Origin of the sequence: Pseudoduganella sp. UC29_71, assembly GCF_042693265.1 — a bacterium.
Taxonomy (GTDB): domain Bacteria; phylum Pseudomonadota; class Gammaproteobacteria; order Burkholderiales; family Burkholderiaceae_D; genus Rugamonas.
Genome location: NZ_CP170549.1, coordinates 4,047,074 through 4,070,311, shown reverse-complemented (window position 1 = coordinate 4,070,311; position 23,238 = coordinate 4,047,074). Strand labels below are relative to the sequence as shown.

Sequence of the window (23,238 nt, the reverse complement as noted above, 5' to 3'; positions counted from 1 at the left end):
CCATGCGTTATCTCAAGGCCGCATCGCAGTGCGCCGCCGGCGCCGTCATCGCCGTCACCGCAGTCACCGGCGCGCAGGCCCAGAATCCCATGCCGGCCACACCCAAGCCGGGCCAGGTGGTGGTCACCGGCACCGTGCCCGATGAGGCCAGCAAGGCCGCCATGCTGCACCGGCTGCGCGAGCTGTACGGCGCCGACCGCGTGGTGGACCAGATCGGCATCGGCAACGTAGCGCTGCCGCCCAACTGGAGCGGCTATGTGCAGAAGCTGCTCGGTCCCAACCTGAAGCTGATCAGCAAGGGCGAGCTGAAGGTGGAGGGCAACAACGTCACTTTGCGCGGCGAAGTGGCCAACGAGGCGCTGCGCCAGCAGATTGCCGGCGACGCCGCCACCAGCCTTAATCCCACCTACACGGTCAACAACGGCCTGCGCGTGAGTGCGGCCGAACAGGAGCTGCTGGACGCCACGCTGGCCAAGCGCATCATCGAATTCGAAAGCGGGCAGGCCGCGATAAGGCCGTCGGGCAAGGACATCCTGGACGAGATGGCCGCCGCGCTGCAGAAGGTGAAAGGCAAGAAGGTGGAAGTGATCGGCCACACGGACAACGTCGGCCTGCGCGACAGCAACGTGGCGCTCAGCCTGGCGCGCGCCGAGGCGGTGCGGGCCTACCTGGCGCAGAAGGGCATCAGCCCGGACATGATTTCCGTGTCCGGCCATGGACCGGACCGGCCGGTGGCCGACAACGCGGCCAGCGACGGCCGCGCGCGCAACCGCCGTATCGAGTTCCGCATCGCCCAGTAGCGCAGTTCACGGCAGCGTAACGCTGAGGCTGGCCGGGCGCGGCGCCAGCTGCACCAGGCCGGCGTAGCCCGCCATGCCTTGCCGGGTAGCGCTGTCCAGCGACGACTTCATGCCCACGTAGACGCTCAGCGCGGCCAGCGCGAACACGGCGGACAACGCCCATAGCGGCACGTCGCTGCGCAGCTTGTGCGCCACCTGGTCCGGCCGCTCGGCGCGCGGCGCGAAACCCCGGCTCTTGCCTTTGATGTGGGCGATCTCGTCGCCCAGGCGCGCGGTCAGGCAGGCCAGCCTGTCGCTGCTGTCCAGCGCATATTTGCCCTTGAAGCCGAGCAGCAGGCACAGATGAAACACCTGCAGCGCCTGCAGCCGCGCGCCGCCTTTGCCGCGCAGCTCGTCGAGCCGGTCGAAGAAGTGCTCCCCGGCGAGCTGGTCGCCAAATACGGTGAGCTGCAAGGGGCGGCGCTCCCACGGCTCGCGGATCGGAAAGCCGGACGCCAGGATGATCTCGTCCAGCGCGGCGCAGTAGGCGTACTTGGCCGCTTCGATATCCTCGCCGTGCGCGCGCAAGCGCCGCGCCTCGGCCTCGAAGCCGTTCAGGAAACCCGACACCTTCTCCGCGAACTCGTGCTCGCCCGGCGGCGCGGAGCCGTTCTTCAGCATGAATAGCACGTAAAAGCCTTCGTGCATCAGGTCCACCAGCGACTCGATGCGTGGACCGGCGGCGGGCGCGCCGGCGCGGTTGCCGAGCAGGGATGGCGCGGCGCGCCGTTCAATTTGCGCCGTCATGCCGTCACCGCGATCAGTTCGAGGCGCAGGTCGCGGATACCGGCCGGCACATAGATGGAAATCGACTGCGCTTTCAGCATCTGCTCGTACAGCACGCCCTTGTTCTCGAGGACGAAGTAGCAGGTGTCGGGCCGCACCGGGATGGCTGCGGGCACCTGCGGCGCATGCGACAGCTTCACGCCCGGCATGGCGGACAGCACGCACTGGTCCACGTCGTCCGGCGCGCCGGCCTTGATGCGCAGTGGCGCCACTTCCACCAGCTCCAGCGCCGGCATGGCCGCGCCGATGGCCAGGTAGAGCGTGGTCTTGTGGTCGATCTTGCCCGAGTCCAGCTTGCCCCTGTGATAGCAGGGTTTTTCCTCGGCCAGCGCTATCGAGAAGTAGCGCGCGGAGATCACGGTGTCCAGCAGTTCGCGCACGATGCCGTCCAGTTGCGCGAAGCAGGGGCCGGGCTGTTCGTGCTGGTAGGACGGCAGGTTGGCCAAGGTGTAGGCCTTGGAATAGGTCATCAGCGCACCGGCCAGGCCCAGCATGGCTTCGAACAGGCGCTCGGGATGCAGCGCAGGATGGCGCAGGTAGTGCATCAGCGTGGCGCTGGCGGTGCTGACGGTGTGCAGCAGCCAGAAGGCCGACACGTCGCCGGAGCGGAATTCGATCACGTTGCGGCTGGGTTCGCGCATATGCCCCAGCAGCGCGTTCACCTTGGCCTGCAGCGCATCCATCAGCTGCTCCAGCTGGGTCTTCAGGCGCGGCGCGCCCGCCACCGACAGGCTGGGCGGGATGAACGAGGGATCGGGCTCGAAACCGCCCGAGACGATGCGGCGCAGCCGTATCAGCGGGAAGCATTCGTAGCCGCCGCGCGGCTCCTGGTCGGACACCAGCCGCACCGCCTTGCGCAGATAACTCAACTCGGCAGGCGCCGCCTGGGTGTAGATGTCGGCGGTAGTGCGTTCGGCCTGCGCATAGCGCGCGCCGTGCTGCTGCGCGCCGGGCGGTGCGCAGTTGCTGCCGTCCGGCGCCAGCGAGGGCAGGGCGGCGTAGTAGGTGACTTCCTGCACGCTGGGCGGCAGCGCGCCCAGGTCCACCGCCGGCGGCAGCGGATCGCTGGCGGGAGCGTCGCTCAATTCGCCGTCGCGGAAAATCGCCGACAGCGCATGCAGGCGCAAGATATTGGCCTGCAGGGCCGGCATGTCCCACTCCACCGCCAGCACGCCCCACAGGTAGGGCTGCAGCGCCTGCGCGGTGAGCTGCAAGCGCGTTTCGTGGTAGCGGTCCTGCTGCTGGAAGTGCTGCGGGCGCAGGAACAGGCCTTCGCCCCAAAGTATCTTTGCCGCGGTACCCATGGGTTCTCCCTTTGATGAGGTTAAGGCTGGCAGCGCGTGCCGGCCAATGGCTGGCCCGGCACGCTGAGCGCGCAGGCGTGCAGGCCGATGGTGATGCCGTTCTTTTCCGCGTCGGCGGCGGAGAAGGCGGCGCGCCAGCGCTGCGGCGCCGGCTTGCGGAACAGCGCCACCACGCCGATATGCGTCGCCTCGCGGCTCACGCTCTCTACCGCCTCGTAGCGCTGGCCGGGGATCAGCTGGACTTCCTTGACTTCCACCAGGTCCGCGCCCAGCAGCTCGCGCTCGGTCTGCGGGTTGAGCAAGCCGCTGTAGCTGGCGCGCTCGAAGGCGGCGCTCTGGCGCAGCTTGTAGATGCGCGCCGACAGCGCCAGCGGCTGGCCGTCGCCGCCTGCGTTCAGGTTGCCGCTCGCATGCAGGCGTATCGCCACCTGGCGCGGCGGCTTCTGGAAGTCGGGAAGTTCGGGAGGCTTGCGCAGGCCGGCCAGCTCCATGGCGGCGCCGGCGATGCCGCCGGCTGCGCAGCCGGTCAGGGCGAGGGCGGACATCGTGGCAGCTGCAGCGTGCTTCATTGGCGGCTTCCTTGGCGTTGGAGTCCGTCCATTAAATCCAAGCGCCGCCTGCGCGTGTTTGAGGCGGCGCAAGCTGCGCGGCATGGCGCCGCCCGCGCAAGCGCGGGCTTTGCGGAATCGCAATCGCCGTTGTCAATCTTGCCTCAATAATGGCCTCCACCCGCACCGAAGGAGACCATCATGAAGCCCGCAACCTGTTTCCCCTGCCTTGCCTGCGCACTGCTGCTGTCTGGCTGCGCCACCGACGGACCGCTCGTGCGGCCCGAGAAGACCGCCACCATTTCGCTGGACAGCGCGCTGGCCGAGGCGAGCCGCGCGGCGGCGTCGGGCCAGCAGGACAAGGCCCTGACCCTGCTGCGCAGCGCGGCCAGCAGCTACCCGGCCGAGAAGGGGCCGTGGCTGTCGATGGCGCAGATGAAGTTCGACCGCGCCAGCTACGGCGAAGCCATCCTCCATGCGCAGGAAGCCTTGCAGCGCGATCCCGGCGACCAGGTCGGCAACAGCATCATCGCCGTGAGCGGCTTGCGCCTGTCGACCAAGGCGCTGGCGGACCTGAGCCAGCAGAACAACCTGAGCGGCTCGCTGCGCAGCGAAGCCAGGGACCTGGCGCGCGTGCTGCGCACCAGCATCGGCGAGGATGTGCTGGTGCCGACTGCGGCCGCGCCCAAGCCGGTCCGCCCGCGCGCCGCACCGGCCGCCAAAGCTGCCGCGTCGTCATCGTCTTCCACCGACCCGTTCGGCTCGCTCAAATAACCGTGAAGGAGTAACAAGATGGCCAGTGGCGACAGCGTCCAGAAACGGCTGGGCAAGGTGCGCGCACCGCGCGTGCAGATGAGCTATGACGTCGAGATCGGCGATGCCATGGAAAACAAGGAGCTGCCCTTCGTGGTCGGCGTGGTGGGTGACTTCGGCGGCAACGCGGAGACGGCGCACAAGCGCCTGAAGGACCGCAAGTTCGTCAACATCGACGGCGACAATTTCGACGAGGTGCTGGCCGGCGTGGCGCCGGTGGCGCGCTTCCAGGTGTCCAACGAGCTGGCCGGCGGCGGCGAGTTCCCGGTCGAACTGCAGTTCCGCGCCATGTCCGACTTCCGGCCCGAGTCGGTGGTGCGCCAGGTCGAGCCGCTCAGCCGCCTGCTGGACGCGCGCAGCAAGCTGGCCGACCTGCGCAACAAGCTGGCCGGCAACGACAGGCTGGAAGACATCCTGACCAATGTGCTCAACAACACGGCCCAGCTGACCAGCCTGGCCGCACCCGCGGACAAGGAGGACTGACATGTCGGCACAACTGGACCAACTGCAGACCGCACCGGCAGGCGCCGCACGGGCTGCCACCCTGCTCGATGAAATCGTCGAACAAAGCAAGGTGGCCAAGTCCAGCGTGGAGCATGAACGCGCCAAGGACATCATCGCCGAACTGGTGAACCAGGTACTGGAAGGCAGTATGCCGGTGTCGCACAACCTGAGCGGCACGCTGGACGCGCGCGTGGCGGAACTGGACGCGATGATCTCGAAGCAGCTCAGCGCCATCATGCACGCGCCGGCCTTCCAGAAACTGGAGCAGAGCTGGACCGGCCTGCACTACCTGGTGAAAAATTCCGGCACCGGCCAGAACCTGAAGATCCGCATGCTCAACGCCACCAAGCGCGAACTGGTGAAGGACTTCCAGAGCGCGCTGGAATTCGACCAGAGCACCATGTTCAAGAAGGTCTACGAGGAAGAATTCGGCACTTTCGGCGGCGCGCCGTACGCGGCCTTGCTGGGCGACTTCGAAATTTCGCGCCAGCCTGAGGACATGTACTTCGTCGAGCAGATGTCGCATGTGGCGGCCGCCGCGCACGCGCCCTTCATCAGCGCCGCCTCGCCCGAGCTGTTTGGCCTGGAAAGCTACGGCGAGCTGGGCAAGCCGCGCGACCTGGCCAAGGTGTTCGACACCGTGGAATACGCCAAGTGGAAGGCCTTCCGCGAATCGGAAGACTCGCGCTACGTCGGCCTGACCCTGCCGCGCTTCCTCGGCCGCCTGCCGTTCAACCCGGTGGACGGCAACACCGTCGAAGGCTTCAACTTCGTCGAGGAGGTGGACGGCACCGACCACCACAAGTACCTGTGGTGCAACGCCGCCTACGCCTTCGGCGCCAAGCTGACCAGGGCCTTTGGCGAGTACGGCTGGTGCGCGGCGATACGCGGCGTGGAGGGCGGCGGCCTGGTGGACGACCTGCCGACCCACACCTTCAAGACCGACGAGGGCGAAGTGGCGCTCAAGTGCCCCACCGAGGTGGCCATCACGGACCGCCGCGAAAAGGAGCTGAGCGACCTCGGCTTCATCTCCCTGGTCCATTGCAAGAACACCGCCTATGCCGCCTTCTTCGGCGCCCAGTCCGCGCAGAAGGCGCGCAAGTACAGCTCGGAGGCGGCCAACGCCAATGCCGTGCTGTCGTCCCAGCTGCAGTACATCTTCGCCGTCTCGCGCATCGCCCACTACATGAAGGCCATGATGCGCGACAAGGTGGGCAGTTTCGCCGCCGCCGCCAACGTCGAGGACTTCCTGAACCGCTGGCTGATGAAGTACGTGCTGCTGGACGATAACGCCAGCCAGGACCAGAAAGCGCGCTTCCCGCTGCGCGAAGCGTCGGTGCAGGTGCACGAGGTGCCGGGACGGCCGGGCGTGTACCGCGCCGTGTCCTTCCTGCGCCCGCACTTCCAGCTCGACGAACTCTCCGTTTCCCTCCGACTGGTCGCGGAGTTGCCTCAACCGACCAACTACTAAACCCAACCTAGGAGCATGCAATGGCAATCGACGTCTATCTGTACATTGATGGCATCAAGGGCGAATCGGCGGATGACCGCCACAAGGACTGGATCGAATGCAAATCGGTCAATTTCGGCGTGGAGCAACCCAAGTCCGCCACCGCCTCCACCGGCGGCGGCCACACGGCCGAACGCTGCGAGCACCGCGACATCGTTATCTCCAAGCTGGCCGACCTGGCCTCGCCCATCCTGCTGCAAACCTGCGCGGCCGGCCGCACCATCCCCAAGGCCAAGTTCGAATTCATGCGGGCCGACGCGCAGGGCGAGCGCGTGAAGTACTTCGAGATCGAAATCGAGAACGTGCTGATCGGCGCGGTGGCGCCGTCGGTGGAGGAGGGCGACATCCTCACCGAGGAAGTGGGGTTCAAGTTCTCCAAGGTGCGCTGGAAGTACACGCAGCAGAAGATCTCCGGCGGAGCGGGAGGCAACACCTCCGGCGGCTGGGACCTGTCCGCCAACCGCATCGCCTGATCCATTAGTGCGCAGCATGCCGCAGTGGGGCCACTGCGGTATTTTTTTTGAGAGGAGCAGCCATGAACGGTTTTGTTCCCGGCCTGATGGACCGCCTGCTGGGCGCGCGCAGCCAGGCCGGCGCGGGCTTGACCATCGCGCAGCTGAAAGACGCCGTCGCGCGCGACCTGGAAGATTTGCTGAACACGCGGACGGCACTGCCCGAGACGCTGCTGGCGGCCTATCCCGAGTGCGCCGGCTCCATTGTCAACTACGGCCTGGTGGACTTCGCCGGCATGTGCCTGAGCAGCAGCGAAGACCGCGCCCGCATCTGCGCCAGCCTGAAGGCGGCCATCGAGCGCCACGAGCCGCGCCTGCGGCAAGTGCAGGCCCGCATCGAGCAGCAGGCCGGCAGCATCAACCGCGTGAGCTTCGTCATCAGCGGCGTGCTGGCGGTCCTTTCCGCATTCGAACCCGTCAATTTCGACGCCGTACTGCAGCCGTCCACGCTGCACTACGCCATCCACCACAGCGGAGCACAGGCATGAGCATCAACCTGAAGACCCTGATCGCAAAACTGAACGACACCACGCGCCTGGCCGCCACGCGCGCCGCCAGCATCTGCGTCGGCCTGGGGCAATACGAGGTCGACGTCGAACACCTGTTCCTGGCGCTGCTGGAGCAGGAGCAGAGCGACTTCGTGCTGATCGCCCGCAAGTGCGGCATCAGCCTGGAGGCGCTGGACGGCGACCTGCGCAACGAGATCGCCCGCTTCAAGAACGGCAGTGCGCGCACGCCGGTATTCTCCCGGCATTTGCCGGTGCTGCTGGAGCACGCGTGGCTGATCGCCTCGCTGTCGCTGCCGCAGCCGGACCTGATACGCAGCGGCCACCTGCTGCTGGCCTTGCTCACCGAGCCGGACCTGTCGCAGCTGGCGGCGCGCGGCTCCAGGCTGTTCGCGCGCTTCCCGGTCGACGAGCTTAAACACAATATGGAGAAGTTCACGCGCGGCTCGCAGGAGGAGCACGCCGCCGCGGAGCCGGGCGTGCCCGACGGCGGCGATCCGGTGCAGCAGCTCGGCGTGAAGACGCCCGCGCTGGACCAGTACACCACTAGCCTCACCCGGCAGGCGCGCGAGGGCAAGCTCGACCCGGTGATCGGGCGCGAGACCGAAATCCGCCAGGCCATGGATATCCTGTTGCGGCGCCGCCAGAACAATCCCATCCTCACCGGCGAGGCCGGCGTGGGCAAGACCGCCGTGGTGGAGGGCCTGGCCTTGCGCATCGCGGCCGGCGCCGTGCCGGAGGTGCTGCGCGGCGTGGAGATCCACGCGCTGGACATGGGATTGCTGCAGGCCGGCGCCAGCGTCAAGGGCGAGTTCGAGAACCGGCTCAAGAACGTCATCGACGAAGTGCGCAAGAGCCCGCACGCCATCGTGCTGTTCATCGACGAAGCGCACACCATGATAGGCGCCGGCGGCCAGGCCGGCCAGAACGACGCGGCCAACCTGCTCAAGCCGGCCCTGGCGCGCGGCGAATTGCGCACCATCGCCGCCACCACCTGGAGCGAATACAAAAAGTACTTCGAGAAGGACGCCGCGCTGGCGCGCCGCTTCCAGGTGGTGAAGGTAGAGGAGCCCGGCGAGGAAATCGCCTGCGCCATGCTGCGCGCCATGGCGCCGCTGATGGAGAAGCATTTCGGCATCCGCATCAACGACGAGGCGGTGGTGGCGGCGGTTAGCCTGTCGCACCGCTACATCAGCGGCCGCCAGCTGCCGGACAAGGCGGTCAGCGTGCTCGATACCGCCTGCGCCCGGGTGGCGCTTGGCCGCAGCGCCGCGCCGCAGCTGGTGGAGCAGGCGCAAAAGCGCGTGGAACGCATCGGCTACGAGATTGCCGCGCTGGAGCGGGAGGAGGGCGGCGACGGCCGCCACGGCGCGCGGCTGCGCGAGCTGCGCGTGGCGCGCGAAACGCTGCAGCAGGAATACCGCAAGCACAGCGAGCGCTGGGAGCGCGAGAAGGCGCTGCACGCGGCCATGGAGGTGCAGCGCAACAGCTACCCGCCGGTGGGCGGCGGCGTCAGCATGGCGGCGCTCGAAGAGGAACTGGCCTCCTTGCAGGGTGGCGAACCGATGGTGACGCAGCTGGTGGATGCGCACACGGTGGCCGGCATCGTCTCCGGCTGGACCGGCATCCCGCTGGGAAAAATGGTGCGCGACGAGATCCGCGCCGTGCAGAAGCTGGAGGACGCGCTGCGGGCGCGCATCCTTGGCCAGCGGCATGCGGTGGCGGCCGTGGCCCAGCGCGTGCGCACCGCGCGCGCCAACCTGAACGACCCGGACAAGCCCAAGGGCGTGTTCCTGTTCACCGGCCCGTCCGGCGTGGGCAAGACGGAGATGGCGCTGGCCCTGGCCGACCTGCTGTACGGCGGCGAGCGCAAACTCATCACCATCAACATGAGCGAGTACCAGGAGGCGCACAGCGTCTCCGGCCTGAAAGGTTCGCCGCCCGGCTACGTCGGCTACGGCGAAGGCGGCGTGCTGACTGAGGCGGTGCGGCGCGCGCCCTACAGCGTGGTGCTGCTCGACGAAATCGAGAAGGCGCACCCGGACGTGGCCGAGCTGTTCTTCCAGGTGTTCGACAAGGGCGTGCTGGACGACGCCGAAGGGCGCGAGATCGACTTCCGTAACACCATCATCATCGCCACTTCGAACGTGGCGTCCGCCGCCATCATGCAGGCTTGCCTGAACAAGCCGGCCGCCGAGCGTCCGGCGCCGGCCGAGCTGGAGCAACTGGCCCGGCCGCAGCTGATGAAGCATTTCAAGCCCGCCTTCCTCGGGCGCATGCAGCTGGTGCCGTTCTATCCGCTCCCGGACGAGGTGCTGGCCCGCATCATCGCGCTCAAGCTGGACCGCATCGGCCAGCGCATCCGCGCCGCGCACCAGGCTGAATTCAGCTATGACGAGGCCCTGGTGACGGCGGTGCTGGCGCGCTGCACCGAGGTCGATTCCGGCGCCCGCAATGTGGACCACATCCTGAACGGCACCTTGCTGCCGGCGATCTCGGAGGCGGTCTTGGCGCGCATGGCGGACGGCGTGGCCATCGCCAGCATCAAGGCAGGCGCGAGCCGCCAGGGACAGTTCAAATACACCATTAAATAGGAGACGCGCCCATGTTCAATATCGCGCAACTGCTGCAGCCCATCAGCGCCTCGCATGCCTGCGGCGAAGACATTTCCTTCAGCAGCGAGGTCGATGAAATCGTCCGCGCGCGGCTGGCGGACGACCCCACGCTGGACCAGGGCGCGTGGGTGACGGCGCTGAAGGAGGCCGACTGGGCCTTCGTGGCGCAGCGCAGCGCCGCGCTGATCGAAGGCCGCAGCAAGGACCTGCGGCTGGCCGTGTGGCTGGCCGAGGCGCACACCCGGACGCGCGGCTTCCGTGGCCTGGGCGACGGCTACGCTTTGCTGGCGGGCCTGTGCGCACGCTATTGGGACGGACTGCATCCCGCCATCGAAGACGGCGACACCGAGCAGCGCGTCGGCAATCTGTACTGGCTGCTGGCGCGCACGCCGCGGCTGGTGAAGGAAATCGCGGTGACGGAGCGCGGCGCCGTCTCCATGGCCAGCTTCGATGCCGCGCGCCAGCGCCTGAATGCGGCCAGCGCGGCCGCCGCCGAGAACGCGGGCTGGGGCACGCAAGCCGTGGCGCCGGCGGAAGGGCCGGGGCTGGCCGAACTGGACGCCGAGCGGCGCCGCAACTCGCCCCAGTTCAACGACGGCCTGCTGGCAGACGCGCGCTACTGCTTGGCGTCGCTGCAGGAACTGGAGCGCGCGGTCGATGCGCACCTGGGGGCGGACGGGCCGGGCTTCGGCGCGGCGCGCGAAGCGCTGCTGAACGCCATCGACTTCATCGAACCGCTGGCCACGCCGCCCGGCGCGGACGAGGACGGGGCGCAGCGCACCGCGCAGGGCGACGGGGCGCTGGCGGACGAGGGCAACGCCGCCGGTGGCCGCCGCGCAACAGCCGGCCCGCTGCAGAATCGCGCGCAGGCGCTGGCCCAGTTGCGGCTGGTGGCGGAATTTTTCCGCCGCACCGAGCCTCACAGTCCGGTGGCTTATCTGGCCGAGAAGGCCGCAGGCTGGGGCGAACTGCCGCTGCACCTGTGGCTGCGTGCCGTGCTGAAGGAGCCCGGCGCCGTTGCGCAGATGGACGAATTGCTGGGGGTTGCCACGCCGGAGGCTTAAAATATTGCTTTCAGTAAATTCTTGCATTCCAATAGAATTGCGCTCAGACTGCCAAAAAAAGCATTAAAAATTCGGCACGAGGAGACCGGGATGAAGAATCTGAAGATCGGCGTCAGGCTGGGCCTGGGGTTTACCGTAGTGCTGTTGCTTTTGACGGCACTCACCATAATCGGCATCCTGCGCATGCAGCAAGCCAGCGCCATGACCGATGCGCTGCTGCGCGACCACGTGCGGGTGGAGCGGATGGTGGCCGAGTGGCAGAAGGTGGTGGAGGTGAATGCGGCGCGCACCACCGCCGCCTGGAAGGTGCAGGACCCGGCCGACCAGAAAGGCTTCGAGCAGCAGATGGCGCAGGCATCGGGCCGCGCCACCGAATTGCAGGACTCCCTCGGCACCATCCTGCAGGACCCGGACGGCAAGGCCGAGCACGCGGCCATCCTGGCGGCGCGCAAAGCCTATGTGGACGCGCGCAAGGCCGTCTTCAAGGCCAAGGCGGACGGCGACCTGGAAACGGGCAAGCGCATCTTCGAGAAGGACATGGAGGGCAACCGCGTGGTCTACCTCGCCGCGCTGCAGAAGCTGGCCGACACGCAGAAGCGCCAGCTCGATGAGATGGCGGCGAAAATCCAGCAGGGCTACGAGAGCGGACGCAATATGCTCATCATGCTGGGCCTGGCGGCGGTAGCGATGGGCGTCGGCTTTGCCTGGTACATCACGCACACCATCACGCGGCCGATCAGCGAGGCGGTGAAGGTCGCCGAATCGGTATCCTCGGGGGACCTGACCAGCGACATCGTGGTGCAGTCGTCGGACGAAACCGGCCAGCTGATGCACGCGCTGAAGAATATGAACACCAACCTGGTCAACATCGTCGGCCAGGTGCGGGGCGGCACCGACAACATGGCCGAGGCGTCCAGCGAGATCGCGGCCGGGAATATGGATCTGTCGGCGCGCACCGAGGAGCAGGCCAGTTCGCTGGAGGAGACCGCGTCGTCGATGGAGCAGCTGACGGCCACCGTCAAGATCAACGCCGAGAATGCGCGCCAGGCTTGCAAGCTGGCGGTGAACGCATCCGAAATCGCCAGCCAGGGCGGGGCGGTGGTGTCCGAAGTGGTGACGACCATGGGGTCGATCAACGACTCGTCGCGCAAGATTGTGGACATCATCAGCGTGATCGACGGTATCGCCTTCCAGACCAATATCCTGGCGCTGAACGCGGCGGTGGAGGCGGCACGCGCCGGCGAGCAGGGCAGGGGCTTTGCCGTGGTGGCGTCGGAAGTGCGCACGCTGGCGCAGCGTTCGGCGTCGGCGGCCAAGGAGATCAAGGCGCTGATCGACACCTCGGTGCACCAGGTGGAGGCGGGCACGGGACTGGTGGACAAGGCGGGGCGCACCATGAACGATATCGTGGCCAGCATTGCGAAGGTGTCCGGCATCATGACCGAGATTGCGGACGCCAGCGAGGAACAGCGCGTCGGCATCGAGCAGGTGAATTTCGCCATCACGCAGATGGACCAGGTGACGCAGCAGAATGCGGCGCTCGTGGAGCAGGCCGCCGCTGCGGCAGCGGCCATGCAGGAACAGTCGGCGCAGCTGGCGCAGTCGGTCAGCGTGTTCAAGCTGACCGAGATGCAGATGCGCGACTTGCCCGGCAAGGCGCTGCCCGGCCGGCCTGCGCGGCGCGCGGTGGCCGGACGCGAACTGGCGCGCCTCGCGTAGCGGGGCGTCTAGGCGCTGGCCGCTGGCGCCCCGGCCGCTGCTGCGGCTACAATCGTGCATGTCCCAACCTAACAAACGCCCTATGTGCGCGGCCTGCCTGCGGCCGCAGGCTAGCTGCATCTGCTGCTGGGCGGCGCCCATCGCCAGTGCTGCGGAAGTGCTGATACTCCAGCATCCCATGGAAGTGGCGAACGCCAAGAACAGCGCGCGGCTGCTGCATCTTTGCCTGCCGAACAGCCGCCTGGAAGTAGGAGAGTCGTTCGATCCTCAACGCCTGGAGGCCATGCTGGCCGGACCGCGCCGCCCGCTGCTGCTGTACCCTGACACGCCAGGCGACGCCTCCATGGGCATCGCGCCCGCGCCGCCGTTCGACCCGTCGTGCGCCGCCGAACCGTCCGCATTGCTTCTGGTCGTGCTGGACGCGACCTGGCGCAAGAGCCGCAAGATGCTGTACCTGAATCCCGCCTTGCAGCGCCTGCCACGCCTGCCGCTGCGCGATACGCCTGCGTCGCACTACCTGATCCGCAAGGCGCATGCGCCGGACCAGCTGTCCACGCTGGAGGCCACCACGTACGCGCTGGCCCAGCTGGAAGGCGATGCGGAAAAATTTGCGCCGCTGATTGCCGCTTTCGACGGCTTCGTGGCGCAGCAGCAGGGCTACGCGCGAGCAGGCCGCTCGCTCAGCTGAGCAGCTTCAGTCCCGGCGGCAGCGCCTCGCCCAGCATGCGCTTCTCCATCGCCTGGTCGAGCTGCACAACTTCCCGCACCATGGCGCTCCACGCGGCGGGCGCGCGCGACGCTTCCATGCGCTGCAGGACTTGCTGGCGCAAGTCTTCGCTGATGTCGCGCGTGCGGTCGCCCGTCATGCGCGCCAGGTGGGCGGCGGCGAAGCCTGCCGGTTCCACCTTCTTCCAGTCCAGCGCCAGTAGCACCGCCAGCCACCGTTCCACCGCCTCCACCGGCGCCACGTCGTGCGCGCTGCCGTGGAAGGGATGGCGCGCGCCCACGCGGCCCAGCGCCCACAGGAAGCGGCCCAGCGCCGCCTCGGCCTTGTCGGCCCTGACCGCCGTGGCGGGCGCGAGCTCCTGCACTTGCCCGAGCAGCCATTCGCCGATCTCGCCCTTGTAGGCGGAAGGAATGCGCTCCAGCGACGCGCCCAGGCGCAGCATGTCTTCCTCGCTGCCGTTGACCAGCGTGACGGGACGGCGCCCGCGCTCCTGCCCGTCGGCTTGCAGGTTGAAGGCAAAATCGTCCAGCAGGCGCAGTTGCTGCGTGGCGTCCAGGCCGCCGGACACGCGGCGCCACAAGGTCCACCATTCCGAGCAGGCCTGGCTGTCCTTGTGGTATTGCAGGCCGGTGTCGAACATGGCCCACAGCTGTTCGATGCGCCATTCATCCAGCGCGTGGCCGAAACCGGGGCGCAGGCAGTAGCCGGCCAGGTTCAGCCACGCGCGTTCGTGTTCGGCCGAGCGGCGCCGGCCCTTGGCGCGCTGCAGCAGCGCGTCGAACAGGTGGCGCAGCAGCGGCGTGGGCCACGACTCGCGCGCACCCAGCAAGTGGTCGAGCTGGCGGCCCAGCTGGCGCACTTCCTTGCTCTCCACCTGCTGCGCGCGGCTGCCGAAGATGCGGTCGATTTTCTCCAGCGCGTCCTTGTAGCGGGGCGGCAGGATGATTTCGTCGGCATCGTCTCCGGTGTCGGGGGCGCCGTGGTCGCGCAGCTGGAATTCGAGCAGCCAGCGTTGCGGCTTGCCGTCTTCGTTGGCCACGCAGTGCACTTCCAGCGTGCCCACTTCGCTCAGCGAAGCGGCCAGCTGCACAGGGATCTCCTTGCGCGCGGCCGTATCGCCGCTGTCGCGCAGGACGGCGGCGATGGGCGGCAGGCGCACGAAGGACGCGGGATCGAGTTCCACCAGCTCGCCGGCGCGCGGCGGGGTGCCGGCATCGGCGGTCGAGGAGACGATGTGGAAGCGCACGGGCCGGCCGAGGCGCAGCGCGAAAGTGCGTTCGGCAAGGCGGACTTCGCTGCCCGTTTCTGCGCCGCGCGGCAGGATGCAGACGGCGCGGCGGCCGCCTTGCCCGGCTTCGCCGTCCAGCAGCAGGTAGTAGGAGCGCGGGGAGCCGCCGCCGATGGTGGGCGCGCGGCCTTGCTTGCCGATGGCGTAGGCCACGCCGCCGCGCGCCACCGCCACGTCCGGGTTATCGTTGTGCAGCACCTGCACCGGCGCGCCGCGCCAGGCGGACAGCGTGGCTTCCAGGCGCTTGGCCAGCGCGTCGGCGCGGAACACGCCGCCGTTCAGCAGCAGCGTGTCCGGTACCGGGAGCGCGCCGCGCGGCAGATCGCCGCCAGCGAGGTCCGGGGCGGCGGACGCTGCTTCGCCCAGCGCTTCGCGGGCGGCCGCGGCGTGCTCGTGCAGGAAGCTGGACAGGTGGCGCGTGATGGCCGCGTCGCTGGCGTAGGGCAGGCCGAATTCCACGATGCCGCCGCGCGTGCGCTTGGCTTCCTCGTGCGCGCCACCCATCGGGAAGAAGCCGTCCACCACCATGCGCTCCACTTCGCCGCGCGTCAGTTCCACCGTGCGGGAGTCGCCGATCAGCTTCGATCCCGTGCCCAGCATGGTGACGGCCACGCTGTCCGGCGCGTCGGCCGCCAGCAGCTGCTCCTTGGCGGCGCGGCAGCGCTCGGTGAGCTGCGCCATGCGCGCCGCCGACAGGCGCACCGCAGGCGTGGCGCCCTCGTCGCTGCCCGCCAGCCGCGCTTCAACCAGGCGCGCCAGCGCCAGGTCCATATTGTCGCCGCCGAGGATCAGGTGGTTGCCCACGCCGATGCGCGTCAGCAGCGGGTCGCCGCCGCCGGCTGGCAGCTCCACCTTGATCAGGCTGAAGTCGGTGGTGCCGCCGCCCACGTCGCACACCAGCACCAGCCGCGTGCGCGCCAGGTCCTGCGCCAGCGTAGTGCGGTGCCGGTACAGCCAGTCGTAGAACGCGGCCTGCGGTTCCTCCAGCAGCCGCAGCTTTGGCAGGCCCGCCATGCGCGCCGCCTCCAGCGTGAGCGCGCGCGCGCCTTCGTCGAAAGACGCCGGGATTGTCAGCACGATCTGCTGCTGTTCCAGCGGATGCTTGGGGAAGCGCTGGTTCCACGCAGTCCGCAGATGCGCCAGGTAGCCGGCGCTGGCCGCCACCGGCGATACCTTGGCCACGTCGGCCTCCGCGCCCCATGGCAGGATGGCGGCCATGCGGTCCACGTTCGGATGCGACAGCCAGCTCTTGGCGCTGGCCACCAGCCGTCCCGGCACCTGCGCGCCCAGCTGGCGCGCCAGCCGGCCGCCCGCCACTTCGGCCACGCCAGCCACGTCCGGCTCGCGCCACGGCAGCTGCAATTCCCCGGCAGCCAGCTCGCCCTCGGCCGGGTGGTAGCGCAGCGACGGCAGCAATGGCGCCGTGCCCACTTCGCCCGGCGCCACCAGCTGGTCGATGTCGAACAGCCTGACGTCGTCCGAGCCGGGGGCGCAGTAAGCCAGCACCGTGTTGGTGGTGCCAAGGTCGATGCTGACGAGGTATTGCTTCATGCGGTGGTGCGGCGCGTTACCCGGCGGCGGCCGCGCGCACGTCGAACTCCACCTTCCAGCGCTGGCCGCCGTTTGGCCCACCCTCGTTGGAGACGGCCAGCAGCTCCAGCGTGCCCGATTCGGTGGCTTGCGCGTGCAGGCGCACCTGTACCACGTCGCCCGGCTGGCGGCCTTCCGGCGACAGCGTCATCTGGATCGCGTTCAGTTCCTGCAGTTCTTCCGGCGCCCAGAAGTCCAGCATGTCGCCGATCCGGTCCTGGCGGCGGGTGGAGGAACCGAAGAAGCGGAAGTCCACCGGCTCGCCGACCACCAGGCCGAACTCCTGGCCCGGCAGTTCCATCTCGCTGCCTTCTTCCATGCCGAACGGCGCCACGCACAGGGCCTGGATAGGCGGCTCCATGCCCGGAATGGCCGGCATGGACGACTCCACCGCCACGTAATACGAACGCGCCGTGCCGCCGCGAATGCGCACGCCGCTGCCACGGCGTACGTAGCTGTAGTACGCGGCGCCGCGCGCCACGGCCAGGTCCAGGTCCGCGCCGCCCAGCATGCGCGCAGCTTCCGCGCCTTCCAGGTACAGCCAGTCGTTGATGGTGTCCATCACGCGCTGGGCCAGCAGCTCGGACTTGAACACGCCGCCGTTGAACAGCACGGCGGTCGGATGCAGGAAGGTGACGTTGGCGTCTGCCACGTTTGCGTCCTGCTTGCCTTCGTAGCCTTGCAGCTCGCTGGTGGCGCCCAGCTGGCGCGCCAGGAAGGACGCCAGGTGGCGCGTCACGGCCGCGTCCTGCGCGTACGGCAGGCCAAGCTGCGTCAGGCCGGCACGGGTGCGCACGGCGGGGCGGGCCGACGCTTCCACTTGCGGGAAGAAGCCGTCCAGGATGAAGGTCGTCACCTCGGCGCGCGTCAGTTCGGTGCGGATGGAGCCGCCAATCAGCTTCGAGCCGCGGCTCGGCACCACGATGGGCCAGCTCTCCACGCTGGCGTCGGCCAGCAGGGCTTCCTTGGCGGCGCGGCAGCCGTAGGTCAGCGCGCGCAGTTGCCACGCATCGAGCTGCGTGCCATTGGCGGCCAGCTTGCGCGCCACCAGGTGGGCCAGCGCCAGGTCCATGTTGTCGCCGCCCAGCAGGATGTGGTCGCCCACGGCCACGCGGTGCGGTTCCAGCACGCCGTCGCGTTCCAGCACGGCGATCAGCGAAAAGTCGCTGGTGCCGCCGCCCACGTCCACCACCAGGATGATGTCGCCCGGCTTGACTTCCTTGCGCCAGCGGCCTTCGCTGCCCTGAATCCAGCTGTACAGCGCCGCTTGCGGTTCTTCCAGCAGCGTCAGGCCCTCATAGCCTGCGGCCCTGGCCGCGTCGGCGGTCAGCTCGCGCGCGGCCGGGTCGAAGGACGCGGGGATGGTCACCGTGACGGCTTGCTGCGTGAACGGCGCCTCCGGATGCGCGCTGTCCCAGGCCTGGCGCAGGTGCGACAGGTAGCGGGTCGATGCCTCCAGCGGCGAGACGCGCGTCACTTCTTCCGGCGCGTCGTTCGGCAGGATGGCGGCGCGGCGGTCCACGCCGGGGTGGCACAGCCAGCTCTTGGCGCTGGACACCAGGCGGATCGGCGTGGTGGCGCCGCGGCTGCGCGCCATTTCGCCGGCCACGGCGGATGGCTGCGACCCTTCGCCGCCGGCCTGCCAGGGCAGCGACAGCTGGCCGGGCGCCATTTCGTCCGGGTGCGGCAGGTACAGGAAGGACGGCAGCAGCGGCAGCTCTTCCACGGTGCCGGGTGCGGTCAGCTGCGGCACGCCAAGCACGGATTGCGCGGTTTTCTCGCCGTCGCTTGCCTGCAGGTCCACATAGGACAGCGCGCTGTGGGTGGTGCCAAGGTCGATGCCGATGGCGTAGCGCGGGGTGCTGCTCACCGGGTTGTTCAGATTATCGCTCACAGTTCCACCTCCGCCGGGGCCAGTACCTTGGCGTCATGCGCTTCGGCCAGTTTCGGCAGGCGCACGCTGGTGGCGCGCCAGCCGCGGTGGCTCAGGCTGCCCTTGAACGGGGCCTTGCCCACCACGTTGCCGGTCAGGCGCACGGCGGCCGCGTCGAAGCCTTCTTCCAGCGTCACACGCGTGCCTTCGGCTTCGGCGCGCACCGGCTCGATGGTGAAGTGCTCGCGCAGCACCTTGGCGCAGCCTTCGTGCACCACGCGCGCGGCGGCGCCGATGTCGGCGTCGGCGTAGGCGCTCAGGTTTTCCTGAGTGAAGTCGATCAGGCGCGCTTCGCGCTGCAGCAGGCTAAGCAGCTGCAGCGCGGCGTCCGGCGTGGCTTCGCGCAGGATCACCGGGGCCGGCGGCGCGGTCGGCGCGGCGGTCGGTGCCGGCGTAGGGGCGGCGGTCGGGGCCGCAGTGGGTGCCGAAGCCGGTGCCGCAGCGGCGGCGCCGGCCACGCGCGAATTGATGCGCTGCAGGCGGGCGGCGAACTGCGGGTCCGACAGCGTGCGGAAGAAGGTGCCGAAGGCGAGCGCGATGCGCGCGCCGAGCGAAGGCAGATTGTTGTTCGTATTGGTCATGATGTGGTCAATTCGGGTCAAAAAGCAGCCCGCCGCAGCAGGGAGCGCGGCCATGGGCTGGCGGTGTTGGTGACATCGGATAGCGTGCGCGGCGCGTGGGCGCCGGGCGCACGGCACCTGGGACAGTGCGCATGATACCAGTTAGCGGCCCGGCAGCGAAACTCCGCGCCGCCGCGCGCGACGCGGAAAGAGGGGAGACGCGGAAAGAGGGGGCGGGGCCGGCACAGGCATGCAGCCCCGGTGCGGCTCCTAGAAGCGCACGAACTCGGCCTCGTCCAGTTCCTCGCCGGCCGGGGCCGTCGCAGTGTAGACATCGCGGTTGCGCATCATCTTGACGGCCGCCGGCTTGCGCGCCGGCGGCGCCTGGGTGGGCCGCCGCTGCGGCGTGGCGTTCACCTTGAAGAAGCCCATGGTCTGCTGGAGCTGCTCGGCCTGGCTGCTCATTTCCTCTGCCGTGGCGGCCAGCTCCTCCGAGCTGCTGGCGTTCTGCTGGGTAGTCTGGCTGAGCTGGTTCACCGCCGAATTGATCTGCGCCACCCCGGCCGACTGCTCCTCGGACGCGGCCGCAATCTCCTGCACCAGTCCCGAAGTCTTCTTGATGTTGGGCACCATCTGTTCCAGCAGGATGCCGGCCCGCTCGGCCAGCTCCACGCTGCTGGTGGCCACTTCGCCGATCTCCTGCGCCGCCACCTGGCTGCGCTCGGCCAGCTTGCGCACCTCGGCCGCCACCACGGCAAAGCCCTTGCCGTGCTCGCCCGCGCGCGCCGCCTCGATGGCCGCGTTCAGCGCCAGCAGATTGGTCTGGTAGGCGATGTCGTCGATGATGCCGATCTTGCGCGCGATCTGCTTCATCGCCGCCACCGTCGCGTCCACCGCCTCGCCGCCCTCGGTGGCTTCCTGCGATGCCTTGGCCGCCATGCCGTCCGTGGCCTTGGCGTTGTCGGTATTCTGCGCGATGGAAGACGTCATCTGCTCGATGGACGCGCTGGTTTCCTCCACGCTGGCAGCCTGCTCGCTGGACGCCTGCGACAACGCCTGCGCCGTGGCGCTCACTTCTTCCGACGCGCTGGCCAGCGAATGGGCGCCGGAATTGACTTCCGTGACCACTTGCAGCAGCTTGGCCATGGTGTTGTTGGCGTATTCCTTCAGCTCCGCGAAGCTGCCTTCGTACTGCTTGTCGATGGTCTTGCTCAAGTCGCCTTCGGCCAGCGCACCCATCACGCGCACCACGTCCGCGATGCTGGCGCCGGTGGTGGCCATGAGCCGGTTCAGGCCTTCGCCCAGCGCCTGCTGGAAGCCTTGCAGCCCGGCCAGTTCCACGCGCGCTTCGAAGTCGCCCCGGTTGGCCGCCGCTACCACGCGCTGCTGGCCGTCTATCACCTGGCCCAGCTTCTCCACCGTGTTGTTGGCGTAGCGCTTCAGTTCGTCGAACGCGCCCTCGTAGGGCTTTGTGATGGTCTTGCTCAAGTCGCCTTCCGACAGCGCGCCCATCACCCGCACCACGTCGTCTATGCTGGCGCCGGTGGTGGCCATCAGCTGGTTTAGGCCTTCGCCCAGCTCCTTCTGGAAGCCGTGCAGCCCGTTCAGGTCGATGCGGCTGTCGAAGTTGCCGCGGTTGGCCGCTTCCACAGCCTTTTTCTGGCCGGTGATGACCTGGTTCAGCTTGGCCACCAGGTTGCGCATGGCGCGCAGCAGCTGGCCGGTTTCATCCTTCGAGCTGTCGTCGATGTCGATCGACAGGTCGCCCCCTTCCAGGCGCTCGGCCACTTGCACCGCTTGCCGGATGGGGCGCACGATGCTGAGCGTGATCCAGGCCGCGATGGCCACCGCCAGCACCATCGCCACTGCCGACAGCACGATCACCAGCCAGCGCGTGGACTCATAGGTGGCGGCGGCGTCGTCGGCGGCCTTGTCCATCAGTTCGCCCTGCGATTTGGCCAGCGCATCGAGCGCCAGCCAGAACGTGTCGTTGGTCGGCACGAAGTCGTTCTTCAGATAGTCGATGGCCGCCTTGCGGTCCGACTTCACCAGCGCGTAGAAGGGCTCGTATTTGGCGGCCACCAGGTCGCGCTTGTCGATGATGGTTTTGTACATCTGCTTGCCGGCATCCGTGCTCAGCAGTTTTTGCACCTTGCCCAGCCCTTCGGTCATTTCGTTGCGGTTGGCATCGACCAGGCGCCGGTATTTGTCCACTTCGGCATCGCTGGTGGAGAGCAGGATGTTGCGCATCTGGCGCGCGTTGTCCATGCTGTTCTTTAACACCTCGTTGATCAGCACGACCTTGGCGTAATGCTCCTCGTAGATAACGCGGGTGCTTTCGTTGATGGTGCCCATGCGCTGGACACTAATAATGGACAAAATGAGCAGCAGCACAACGACGCTGCCGAATCCTACACCGAGGCGGGTGGCGATCTTCAGGTTTTTCAGCATGGGAATTTCCTGTCGGATAATCGGGTGACCTGATGGATTATGCGCTGCCGGTTCGCGGACAATTCTCTCCAATAATCACTGTTGCGAAGATGCGCCATGAGGCTTAGAATACTGTATATGCGTACAGTATCGAGGTAGCCATGGACGACGACGATTTTGAAGGGCAAGCCATGCTGCCCCCGGCGCCGCTGCGCGCGCAGAAAGGGCGCGGCGCGGTCAGCAATTTGCAGGGCCGCTACGAGGTGCATGGCCGCGAGCAGTTCGACGACGGCTGGGAGCATGAGGAGGGCGATGAACCGCGCATGTGGAAAACCCACGTCACCGACGAACTCGCCAAGACCATTCTCACCCGCAACAGTTCGCCGGACATTCCGTTCGACGTGTCGCTCAATCCCTACCGGGGCTGCGAGCACGGCTGCATTTATTGCTTTGCGCGGCCCACGCACAGCTACCTGGGCCTGTCGCCCGGGATGGACTTCGAGAGCAAGATTTTCGCCAAGGTGAACGCGCCCGAGCTGCTGCGCCAGGAGCTGGCGCGGCCGTCCTACGTGCCCGAGCCGATCGCGCTCGGCGTCAATACGGATGCCTACCAGCCCTGCGAGCGCAGCCTGCGCATCACGCGGCGGGTGCTGGAAGTGCTGCACGAATGCCAGCATCCGGTCGGGCTGATCACCAAGTCCTCGCTGATCGAGCGCGACATCGACCTGCTGGCGGACATGGCGTCCCGCGGGCAAGCCTCGGCCGCCATCACCATCACCACGCTGGACCCGGCCATCGCGCGCACGCTGGAGCCGCGCGCGTCGGCCCCGGCGCGGCGGCTGCGCACCATCCGCATGCTGGCGGACGCAGGCATTCCGGTGGGCGTCAGCATTGCGCCGGTGATCCCCTTCGTCACCGAGCCGGACCTGGAGCGCGTCATGGAAGCGGCCTTCGAGGCGGGCGCCATGCACGCCAACTACATCGTGCTGCGGCTGCCGTGGGAAGTGAGCCCGCTGTTCCAGCAATGGCTGGAGGCGCACTTCCCGGACCGCGCCCAGCGCGTGATGAACCGCGTGCGCGACATGCGCGGCGGCAAGGACTATGACAGCGACTTCGGCAAGCGCATGAAAGGCGAGGGCGTGTGGGCCGACCTGATCCGCCAGCGCGCCGAAAAAGCCATCCGCCGCTTTGGCATGGAAAAGCGCGGCAGCCGCTTTCCGCCAGCTAGACGCCAGCCAGTTCAAGCGCCCCCTGGTCGTCCCGCCCCTCGGCGCCAAAGCCAAGGCCGCCGCAGCGGCAGGGCAGATGGATCTGTTCTGATTTCTGATGCCACTGCGGGCGGAGGCGGGCGGCGCGGTGTTTCCTGCTTCGTCCTCGATGCGCTAGATGGTTTTTTTGCCGCTGGCGAGCAGTTCGAGCAGGTATTGCTCGATAGTGAAGACGTGGGCGTCGTGCTTGCCGAGCTCGCGCAGGGCGATGGCCAGGTGGGTCAGGTAGTCGCTGTTGGGGCCGCTGGGGCCGGCGGAGCGGGCGATGTGGCGGGCGATTTCTTCTTCGCTCGCTTCGCCCAGGAAGGCTTCGTTGTCCTCGCGCGCCACGTACACCACGCCTTCGGCCGCGTCGCCGGCGATGTCGTCGAACGCCATGTCCACCGCCACCCGCAGGTAGCCGTTTTTTTCCCGGTAGTCCAGGTGCTCGAACACTTCCGGCGTGATCAGGTAGGCCATGCCGTGGCAGACGGCGCCCGCGTCCGGAATGATGGTGACCACGCGCCCCGGCGCGGCCGGCGTGCCGCGATGGTCGTGCGAACCTTGCCAGAAGCGCCGCGACCAGCCAACGATATTGGCCGGCCGCCGCTGCAGATAGGGGAAGTCCGCCTTGTAGATCAGCGAACCATAGCCGAACACCCACACGCTGTGGTGCCCGGCGAACTTGTCCATCTGCCGGTTGATCTCGATAGTGTTGGCTGACATGGCCGAATTATAGCGAA

18 protein-coding genes and 2 pseudogenes are annotated in these 23,238 nt (G+C 68.0%); 11 read left to right on the top strand and 9 right to left on the bottom strand.

What is annotated here, in order from left to right:
- Positions 1-2 precede the first annotated feature (2 nt).
- Entirely contained in the window at positions 3-800 is a 798-nt protein-coding gene (locus ACFJI2_RS18050; RefSeq protein ID WP_377701260.1) for an OmpA family protein, read from the top strand.
- Between the two features lie 6 nt (positions 801-806).
- Here ACFJI2_RS18050 and icmH read toward each other — a convergent pair whose 3' ends face one another.
- From icmH to tssJ, 3 genes are read right to left on the bottom strand one after another with little or no spacing between them, the layout of a single operon-like run.
- Positions 807-1,586 (bottom strand): type IVB secretion system protein IcmH/DotU, encoded by a 780-nt coding sequence (gene icmH, locus ACFJI2_RS18045; RefSeq protein ID WP_377701259.1) that lies wholly within the window; start codon positions 1,584-1,586, stop codon positions 807-809.
- Positions 1,583-2,929 carry a type VI secretion system baseplate subunit TssK gene (gene tssK, locus ACFJI2_RS18040; RefSeq protein WP_377701258.1) on the bottom strand — a complete coding sequence of 449 codons (1,347 nt, stop codon included), beginning with the start codon at positions 2,927-2,929 and terminating at the stop codon, positions 1,583-1,585. Before tssK ends, icmH begins: the two co-directional genes overlap by 4 nt.
- A gap of 20 nt (positions 2,930-2,949) precedes the next feature.
- On the bottom strand, positions 2,950-3,498 hold the full coding sequence (gene tssJ / locus ACFJI2_RS18035) for a type VI secretion system lipoprotein TssJ (protein ID WP_377701257.1): 549 nt from the start codon (positions 3,496-3,498) through the stop codon (positions 2,950-2,952).
- Positions 3,499-3,678: 180 nt separating this feature from the next.
- On the opposite strand from tssJ, the gene ACFJI2_RS18030 reads away from it, so the two are divergent.
- The 9 genes from ACFJI2_RS18030 to ACFJI2_RS17990 all read left to right on the top strand — a co-directional run bounded on the left by ACFJI2_RS18030 (position 3,679) and on the right by ACFJI2_RS17990 (position 13,408).
- Positions 3,679-4,251: a tetratricopeptide repeat protein gene (locus tag ACFJI2_RS18030; protein ID WP_377701255.1), complete on the top strand. Its 573-nt coding sequence runs from the start codon at positions 3,679-3,681 to the stop codon at positions 4,249-4,251.
- A gap of 18 nt (positions 4,252-4,269) precedes the next feature.
- A complete protein-coding gene (gene tssB, locus ACFJI2_RS18025) occupies positions 4,270-4,773 on the top strand; it encodes a type VI secretion system contractile sheath small subunit (protein ID WP_377701254.1) in 504 nt (167 codons plus the stop codon).
- 1 nt (position 4,774) lies between these two features.
- Entirely contained in the window at positions 4,775-6,265 is a 1,491-nt protein-coding gene (tssC, locus tag ACFJI2_RS18020; protein ID WP_377701253.1) for a type VI secretion system contractile sheath large subunit, read from the top strand.
- Positions 6,266-6,285: 20 nt separating this feature from the next.
- Positions 6,286-6,777, top strand: coding sequence for an Hcp family type VI secretion system effector (locus tag ACFJI2_RS18015; RefSeq protein WP_377701252.1), 492 nt, complete (start codon positions 6,286-6,288; stop codon positions 6,775-6,777).
- Between the two features lie 62 nt (positions 6,778-6,839).
- Complete coding sequence (tssE, locus tag ACFJI2_RS18010; protein ID WP_377701251.1) at positions 6,840-7,304, top strand: type VI secretion system baseplate subunit TssE; 465 nt, start codon at positions 6,840-6,842, stop codon at positions 7,302-7,304.
- Positions 7,301-9,916, top strand: a complete 2,616-nt coding sequence (tssH, locus tag ACFJI2_RS18005) for a type VI secretion system ATPase TssH (protein ID WP_377701250.1) — start codon at positions 7,301-7,303, stop codon at positions 9,914-9,916. The genes tssE and tssH overlap by 4 nt, the downstream gene beginning before the upstream one ends.
- A gap of 11 nt (positions 9,917-9,927) precedes the next feature.
- A complete protein-coding gene (gene tssA / locus ACFJI2_RS18000; protein ID WP_377701249.1) occupies positions 9,928-11,001 on the top strand; it encodes a type VI secretion system protein TssA in 1,074 nt (357 codons plus the stop codon).
- Between the two features lie 90 nt (positions 11,002-11,091).
- A complete protein-coding gene (locus ACFJI2_RS17995; protein WP_377701248.1) occupies positions 11,092-12,720 on the top strand; it encodes a methyl-accepting chemotaxis protein in 1,629 nt (542 codons plus the stop codon).
- 58 nt (positions 12,721-12,778) lie between these two features.
- Positions 12,779-13,408, top strand: coding sequence for a tRNA-uridine aminocarboxypropyltransferase (locus ACFJI2_RS17990; RefSeq protein ID WP_377701247.1), 630 nt, complete (start codon positions 12,779-12,781; stop codon positions 13,406-13,408).
- Here ACFJI2_RS17990 and ACFJI2_RS17985 read toward each other — a convergent pair.
- From ACFJI2_RS17985 to ACFJI2_RS17965, 5 genes and pseudogenes are all read right to left on the bottom strand, one after another.
- Positions 13,401-16,286 (bottom strand): Hsp70 family protein, encoded by a 2,886-nt coding sequence (locus ACFJI2_RS17985; RefSeq protein WP_377701246.1) that lies wholly within the window; start codon positions 16,284-16,286, stop codon positions 13,401-13,403. The two genes, ACFJI2_RS17990 and ACFJI2_RS17985, sit on opposite strands and share 8 nt — an antisense overlap.
- Before the next feature lie 16 nt (positions 16,287-16,302).
- Positions 16,303-18,219 (bottom strand): Hsp70 family protein, encoded by a 1,917-nt coding sequence (locus ACFJI2_RS17980; RefSeq protein WP_377701245.1) that lies wholly within the window; start codon positions 18,217-18,219, stop codon positions 16,303-16,305.
- Positions 18,216-18,839: a DUF2760 domain-containing protein gene (locus ACFJI2_RS17975; protein WP_377701244.1), complete on the bottom strand. Its 624-nt coding sequence runs from the start codon at positions 18,837-18,839 to the stop codon at positions 18,216-18,218. The genes ACFJI2_RS17980 and ACFJI2_RS17975 overlap by 4 nt, the downstream gene beginning before the upstream one ends.
- 249 nt (positions 18,840-19,088) lie before the next feature.
- Positions 19,089-20,522, bottom strand: coding sequence for a methyl-accepting chemotaxis protein (locus tag ACFJI2_RS17970; protein WP_377705862.1), 1,434 nt, complete (start codon positions 20,520-20,522; stop codon positions 19,089-19,091).
- A pseudogene (locus ACFJI2_RS17965) lies at positions 20,505-21,269 on the bottom strand (MCP four helix bundle domain-containing protein); the annotation flags it as partial. The pseudogene ACFJI2_RS17965 and the gene ACFJI2_RS17970, both read right to left, overlap by 18 nt.
- 140 nt (positions 21,270-21,409) lie before the next feature.
- Between ACFJI2_RS17965 and ACFJI2_RS17960 the strand changes: the two are divergent.
- A pseudogene (locus ACFJI2_RS17960) lies at positions 21,410-22,498 on the top strand (PA0069 family radical SAM protein); the annotation flags it as partial.
- Positions 22,499-22,630: 132 nt separating this feature from the next.
- Here ACFJI2_RS17960 and ACFJI2_RS17955 read toward each other — a convergent pair.
- On the bottom strand, positions 22,631-23,221 hold the full coding sequence (locus tag ACFJI2_RS17955) for a gamma-glutamylcyclotransferase (protein ID WP_377705861.1): 591 nt from the start codon (positions 23,219-23,221) through the stop codon (positions 22,631-22,633).
- Positions 23,222-23,238: the final 17 nt, after the last annotated feature.

Excerpts from the sequence above, each read along its gene's own strand:
- ACFJI2_RS17985 (WP_377701246.1), bottom strand. The coding sequence starts at position 16,286 with ATGAAGCAATACCTCGTCAGCATCGACCTTGGCACCACCAACACGGTG.
- tssC (WP_377701253.1), top strand. The coding sequence starts at position 4,775 with ATGTCGGCACAACTGGACCAACTGCAGACCGCACCGGCAGGCGCCGCA.
- ACFJI2_RS17975 (WP_377701244.1), bottom strand. The coding sequence starts at position 18,839 with ATGACCAATACGAACAACAATCTGCCTTCGCTCGGCGCGCGCATCGCG.
- tssA (WP_377701249.1), top strand. The coding sequence starts at position 9,928 with ATGTTCAATATCGCGCAACTGCTGCAGCCCATCAGCGCCTCGCATGCC.
- tssB (WP_377701254.1), top strand. The coding sequence starts at position 4,270 with ATGGCCAGTGGCGACAGCGTCCAGAAACGGCTGGGCAAGGTGCGCGCA.
- ACFJI2_RS18050 (WP_377701260.1), top strand. The coding sequence starts at position 3 with ATGCGTTATCTCAAGGCCGCATCGCAGTGCGCCGCCGGCGCCGTCATC.
- tssE (WP_377701251.1), top strand. The coding sequence starts at position 6,840 with ATGAACGGTTTTGTTCCCGGCCTGATGGACCGCCTGCTGGGCGCGCGC.
- ACFJI2_RS17955 (WP_377705861.1), bottom strand. The coding sequence starts at position 23,221 with ATGTCAGCCAACACTATCGAGATCAACCGGCAGATGGACAAGTTCGCC.
- ACFJI2_RS17995 (WP_377701248.1), top strand. The coding sequence starts at position 11,092 with ATGAAGAATCTGAAGATCGGCGTCAGGCTGGGCCTGGGGTTTACCGTA.
- tssK (WP_377701258.1), bottom strand. The coding sequence starts at position 2,929 with ATGGGTACCGCGGCAAAGATACTTTGGGGCGAAGGCCTGTTCCTGCGC.
- icmH (WP_377701259.1), bottom strand. The coding sequence starts at position 1,586 with ATGACGGCGCAAATTGAACGGCGCGCCGCGCCATCCCTGCTCGGCAAC.
- ACFJI2_RS18030 (WP_377701255.1), top strand. The coding sequence starts at position 3,679 with ATGAAGCCCGCAACCTGTTTCCCCTGCCTTGCCTGCGCACTGCTGCTG.
- tssH (WP_377701250.1), top strand. The coding sequence starts at position 7,301 with ATGAGCATCAACCTGAAGACCCTGATCGCAAAACTGAACGACACCACG.
- ACFJI2_RS18015 (WP_377701252.1), top strand. The coding sequence starts at position 6,286 with ATGGCAATCGACGTCTATCTGTACATTGATGGCATCAAGGGCGAATCG.
- ACFJI2_RS17970 (WP_377705862.1), bottom strand. The coding sequence starts at position 20,522 with ATGCGCAACCTGGTGGCCAAGCTGAACCAGGTCATCACCGGCCAGAAA.
- tssJ (WP_377701257.1), bottom strand. The coding sequence starts at position 3,498 with ATGAAGCACGCTGCAGCTGCCACGATGTCCGCCCTCGCCCTGACCGGC.
- ACFJI2_RS17990 (WP_377701247.1), top strand. The coding sequence starts at position 12,779 with ATGTCCCAACCTAACAAACGCCCTATGTGCGCGGCCTGCCTGCGGCCG.